We start from the raw sequence: 5,367 nt of genomic DNA on the forward strand, positions 1-5,367 counted from the left end.
GGGAGGGACGCATGCCCGCAATCGCATTTTCAAACAACGACATCGCACTTGTGGCCTGGACGTACGACCGGAAACTTGAGGGGTGTCTCGGATTTGCGGTCTTTCAGATCGACGGCGATGGCATTGAGCGAGCCCTTCCGGCGGTTGCTCGGTTCGAGGGACAGGACAAGGACGAACCCCTCACGACCGAGGACGCTCCCATCCAGAAGTTCTGGTGGAAGGACCTCTTCGCGAAACGCGGAGGCACGTATCAATATCGCATCGTACCCATGGGTGGGACTGCAGGAAAGAAGCTGATACCGCTCGCCGGGATTCCTCCGCTGCTGAGCAACAGGATCGCTTTGACAGAGGAGCGGGGGCCATCCTTTAAAGCCTATTTCAACCGGGGCATCGTCGCCACACAGGCCCTGAGCGAAGCGCTGAACCATAAGCCGAGCGCCGCCGCCCTCAGACCTCACATCGTGAATCCGAAGGATCCGATCCGGGAGGGCCTGATGGGTCAGCTCTTCGACGGCGTAACATTACTGCTTGATCGCGCGGACCGGGACGGTGGGGAGATACATGCGGCCCTCTATGAGCTCGATGACCCCGACGGACTGGAGCGCCGACTGCAAGCGGCCGACCGGGGGGATCGAAAGAGCAGAACTGTCATTCTGGGCAACGCCCGAGTCGCGAAAAAAGAAAGGCATCCGGAGATCGAGGATGGAGACGCTGAGAACAGACAGAACCTGAAGAATGCTGGCGTCAATGTCATTGACCGCATACTCGCAAGCGGCAGCATTCCTCACAACAAATCCCTGATCCTGAGCCTGAACGGCAAGGCGACGGCGGTCATGACGGGTTCGACCAACTGGACAAGCAGTGGTCTTTGTACGCAGACGAACAACGCGCTCGTCATCGAGTCTCCTGCGGTCGCACAGCGTTACATGGACTATTGGAATAAGCTGAAGAGCGACGTCGATGAGGCGGGCGGCAACCAAGACGAACTTCAGGCGGAGGCCCTCAGAAAATTCGTCCGGGAGAAAAACGAAAAGTCCATCTCGGTCCCAATCAAGCTCGATGACGATGTCAGCATCCAAGTCCTGTTTGCGCCCAGCACCGTCGATCTCCTGAAAAGCCCGCCGAAGGAGCATCCCACGGACATGGAATATGTCTTCAAGCTGATCGAGGGCGCAAAGCACGCGGTGCTCTTCCTAGCATTCGATCCGGGAAACAATTCAATCCTTGATGCAGCGGGAAGGGTGCTCGCGAAAAATCCCAATCTCTTCGTTCGCGGCGCCCTAACGAGCACGCAGCGCGCGTCGAACTTTGCGGAGGCGCTCGAGAAGCAGAAGAAGCAAGAGCCCGACGAGGAGGGGATGCATGTCTCCGTGATCGGCGAGCCAGGCAAGCCGAAGAAGAAAGATGACGCGGAGAAGCCGGAACCGGACTACAGGTCGATCCCGGCGGGCGCCATCAGCAAGGACGACGTCTTCGGAGCCTGGGAGGCCGAGATGTACGTCTACGGTCATGCGATCATCCACAATAAGATCGTCGTCATCGATCCTTTCAGCAAGGATTGCACTGTTATCACCGGGTCGCACAATCTCGGCTACCGCGCCTCCCACAACAACGACGAGAACTTCGTCATCGTCCGCGGGAACAAGGATCTCGCTCAGGCCTACGCGTGCCATGTTCTCGATCTCTATGACCACTATGCCTGGCGTTACTGGCTGCGAAAGAACCCCGAGATTTTCGGAAAGCCGCTCGTACTCGACGCCYCGTGGCAGAAGCGATACATCGATGGTGAGGAGGAGAAATCGCCCGAGCTTAGGTTCTGGCTGTCAGCGATGAACGCGTAGCAGGGTCGGCCCAACACTCGAACATATCTGCGTCGTGATACCTTGGCCTGCCATTGTTATTGGGAGGCTAAAATGGACAAAAGAGTGGGAACCTACGCGCGGTATTCGATAGATCAGCAAAACCCTGCATCCATAGAAACCCAGCTTGATTTGGGGGCTTCGTATATCGCATCGCGTGGTTGGAAACTGTGCGGGACATTTGTCGATGCTGGTGTAAGCGGCTAGTTTTGAAACACGGCCCGGCCCTCAGTCCACAGGAGAGTGGCCGATCATAAAGCAAAGTTGCAAGTTTAGGTTGAAATTAACACCTCGGAGCTCTACTTTTCGACCGTCTGGGACCAATGAGCCGGTCAAGGCGTAACCTCCACCGGCCGCTGCCATGCCGCAGCCATCAGGCTTGGATTATTCCTTCGGCGGCCCGCTCCGCCGCTCCAGCGCCGTCTTGCGGATGGTCTCCGCGATCTCCGGACTGCTGCTCGACAACATCTGGAAATCCACGGCGTAGAGCGACAGCAGCGATACCTCGGTTGCTGCGGTGACCGTCGCTGAGCGCGGTTCGCCGCTGATCAGCGCCATCTCGCCAAAGAAGTTTCCGGCACCGAGTTCCACTGGATGGTCGGGTGTCGCCACGGTGACCCGCCCCTCGACAAGGAAGAACATCTGATCGCCAATATCGCCCTTGCGGCAGATCACGGCACCTGCGGGGACAATGCGCGGTCGCAACGCCCGAACGATCTCGATCAGTGCAGCGGAACCAAGCTTCTGGAACAGGGGTACGGCAGCGACCAATTGCCAATTGCGAACGAAGTCTTGGCGGCGAACCTCTTCGTAGAAGCCGGTGGCGAGGATGCCGGCCCAAAGTGCAAAAATACCGATCCCGCTCATCATCACCAATCCGGCCAGAACGCGACCTGCGAGGGTCTGCGGGATCTCGTCACCGTAGCCGGTCGTCGACAGCGTCACGACCGCCCACCACATCGCCTGCGGAATGCTGCCGAACCTATCGGGCTGGACGTCTCGCTCGATGATATAACCGGCCAACGCAGCACCAAAAAGAACGATGCCGAACACCGATGTCACGCCAAGMAGATTGCGCGATTCATTCGCGACCACCTTTGCTAGCAGCCTGAAAAAGCTCGAGTCGCGCAACGGCTTGAGAAGCCAAATGGCGCAATAGAGGTTTCGATCACGGGACCCAACGAACAAGAATGCAGCAGCAGGAACCAGAACCGCGAGCAAATCGATCACGAGGGCCGGCATCCCGCCCGACAAGCTGTGGCGCCGTGAAAGCAATGTGCCGCTCAATTGGAGGACATAGGCCAGCCAAATTGCCGCAAGTAGCAGCTCAAAGACAAGCCTCTCCTGTCCAGTAAGGCCCTGCGTCGTCAGTGCGGCAACGACCAGGAGACCGACTGTAGCGAACAGCGCGTTGAGCGGCGTCGAAATCTTTGAGAACGGCACTGCCGACATTACATACTCCCAACCACCCGGCATTCTCGACAATAGATACCTACGGGCCACACGCAAGGGAACGGGGGACTGATGCAGGTGCCGCCCGAGGATCCCGGGACTCACGAGGCCAAGGGCGCCAGCCCTAGTCCGATCTCGAGCAAGACTATCCGTCGGGCTTCAACGCGTAGGCATGCCCGGGGCCCGACGCAACAAGGAGAAGAAGATCCGACCTCCGTCGAAACGGACAATCATTGGCGTGCGGCGGTTGTCTCGGCACAGACTCGGCCCACGCCTTGTCCATGCGTTATTGCCGAGCTTGTAAAAAGTCTCCTCCGCTTATTTTCACACGCCGTGATAAGTCTCCGCCAGGGACGCTGTTTCCTCGGTCAAGCAGTGCGGCCGCTGCCTTTTACACCCGCTCCTGGCGACGGCGCGGCTCACACGGTCCCATATACAACATCGCGGGTGTTTTCATTCCTCGAACATCTTGCCACTACGGGCTTCCAAGCGGTAACGGTGGCCCGGATAGACGAGGCGGGCGGTCGAGACCACCTGCTTTGCCGACCATGTGCGCCGGCGGATCGTCAGGCACGGTTCGGTCTTCATGATGGTCAGCAGCTTGCATTCCCAGGCCTGCGGCATCGCCGCCTCGACAACGTGTTCGGAGCCGCTGAGCGGGGCCGCAGCCGTCAGATAGGCGTTCGGCGTCAGCGTCGAAAAATCCTGGTCGAGATATTCAGGCGCGGCCTCCGGATGGACGAAGCGGTCCTCGATCTGCACGGGAACACCGTTTTCGCTGTGGACGATCAGCGAGTGGAAAACCGCAGCGCCAATCGGCAGTTCCAGCGCGTCGGCAACCTCGGGAGAGGCGGTTTCCTGGGCGAGAACAACGACGGAGGCCTCGTGGACATGACCGCGTTCGGCGATTTCCTCGGCGATGTTGCGGACCTCGAACAGTGCCGAATAACCCTTGCGCTCGGCAACGAAGGAGCCGACGCCCTGGATACGGACGAGTTCGCCTTCGTTGGCAAGTTCGCGCAGCGCCCGATTGGCGGTCATCTTGCTGACGCCGAGCTCGACGACCAGCTCGTTTTCCGAGGGCACGCGATATTTCGGCGGCCATTCGCCGCTCTGGATGCGGTCGAGGATCACCTGCTTGACGCCGGCATAGAGCGGGGTGCTATCATTCTGCGCCAGTTCGCGCTTCATCTCGCCGGGACGCTTCATTGCCTATTCCTTTTGCACGAATGGAATTCGCCACATAATTCGACTTTCCTCTTGCATATCACAAAATATCTCATATGGTACCATATACAACCTCCCAATCAGTCCTTGAAACAGAAATAGGACAGGAAAGGGCAAGCCGGCGAAGATCGGCCGTGGTGCCGCAAGGTCTGTTTCAACTCCAGAGGAGAATTCACACATGAAATTCAGCGCAATCCTGCTTTGTGGCGTGGCGGCTTTTTCCGCCTTCGCCGCACCTGCCTTTTCCAAAGACTGGACGAAGGCGACCATTACCCTCGAAGGCGCCTATGCGCCCTGGAACCTCACCAATGCCGACGGCACGCTCGGCGGCTTCGAACCGGAACTCGCCAAGGTGCTGTGCGAACGCGCCAAGATCGAATGCACGCTGGTCGCCTCCGACTGGGACGGCATGATCCCGGCGCTCAACGCCGGCAAGTTCGACGTCATCATGGATGCACTGTCGATCACCGATGAGCGCAAGCAGGTCATCGACTTTACGGTTCCCTATGCCGCCACGCCTGCCGCCTTTGCTACCGCCAAGGACAGCCCGCTGGCAAAGGCCGCCGGCACCGGCACCACGATCAAGATGACGCCCGGCCAGACCGGCGTGAAAGAGATCGACGCCCTGAAGGCCGCCTTCAAGGGCAAGACGATCGGCATCCAGGCGGCGACCGTCTACGCCAAGTTCGTCTATGACAATTTCGGCGATATTGCCGAGATCCGCGAATACAAGACCGGTGCCGACCGCGACCTCGACCTGCAGAACGGCCGCATCGACCTCGGCTTCGACGATGCCGTCTATTTCAACAATGCTTTTGCGTCCGCCAAC

Annotated in this window: 5 protein-coding genes; 3 read left to right on the plus strand and 2 right to left on the minus strand. The window is 59.0% G+C overall.

The annotated features are described in order from the left end of the window. Both AC1D1Z_RS33530 and AC1D1Z_RS33535 read left to right on the plus strand, forming a co-directional pair. Positions 1–1,841, plus strand: a 1,841-nt coding sequence (locus tag AC1D1Z_RS33530) for a phospholipase D-like domain-containing protein (RefSeq protein ID WP_477853141.1), incomplete at its 5' end; no start/stop codon positions are given. A 72-nt stretch (positions 1,842–1,913) separates the two neighbouring features. Continuing rightward, entirely contained in the window at positions 1,914–2,066 is a 153-nt protein-coding gene (locus tag AC1D1Z_RS33535; RefSeq protein ID WP_477853143.1) for a recombinase family protein, read from the plus strand. A 177-nt stretch (positions 2,067–2,243) separates the two neighbouring features. Here the strand turns inward: AC1D1Z_RS33535 and AC1D1Z_RS33540 are convergent, their stop codons facing one another. After that, positions 2,244–3,311: a cyclic nucleotide-gated ion channel gene (locus tag AC1D1Z_RS33540; RefSeq protein ID WP_477853145.1), complete on the minus strand. Its 1,068-nt coding sequence runs from the start codon at positions 3,309–3,311 to the stop codon at positions 2,244–2,246. A 453-nt stretch (positions 3,312–3,764) separates the two neighbouring features. Next, positions 3,765–4,520 (minus strand): histidine utilization repressor, encoded by a 756-nt coding sequence (gene hutC / locus AC1D1Z_RS33545; RefSeq protein ID WP_028732659.1) that lies wholly within the window; start codon positions 4,518–4,520, stop codon positions 3,765–3,767. A gap of 196 nt (positions 4,521–4,716) precedes the next feature. On the opposite strand from hutC, the gene AC1D1Z_RS33550 reads away from it, so the two are divergent. Next, the coding region (locus AC1D1Z_RS33550; protein WP_477853147.1) for a transporter substrate-binding domain-containing protein at positions 4,717–5,367 on the plus strand (651 nt) is incomplete at its 3' end.

The organism is Rhizobium sp. P1_E1 (genome assembly GCF_056406015.1).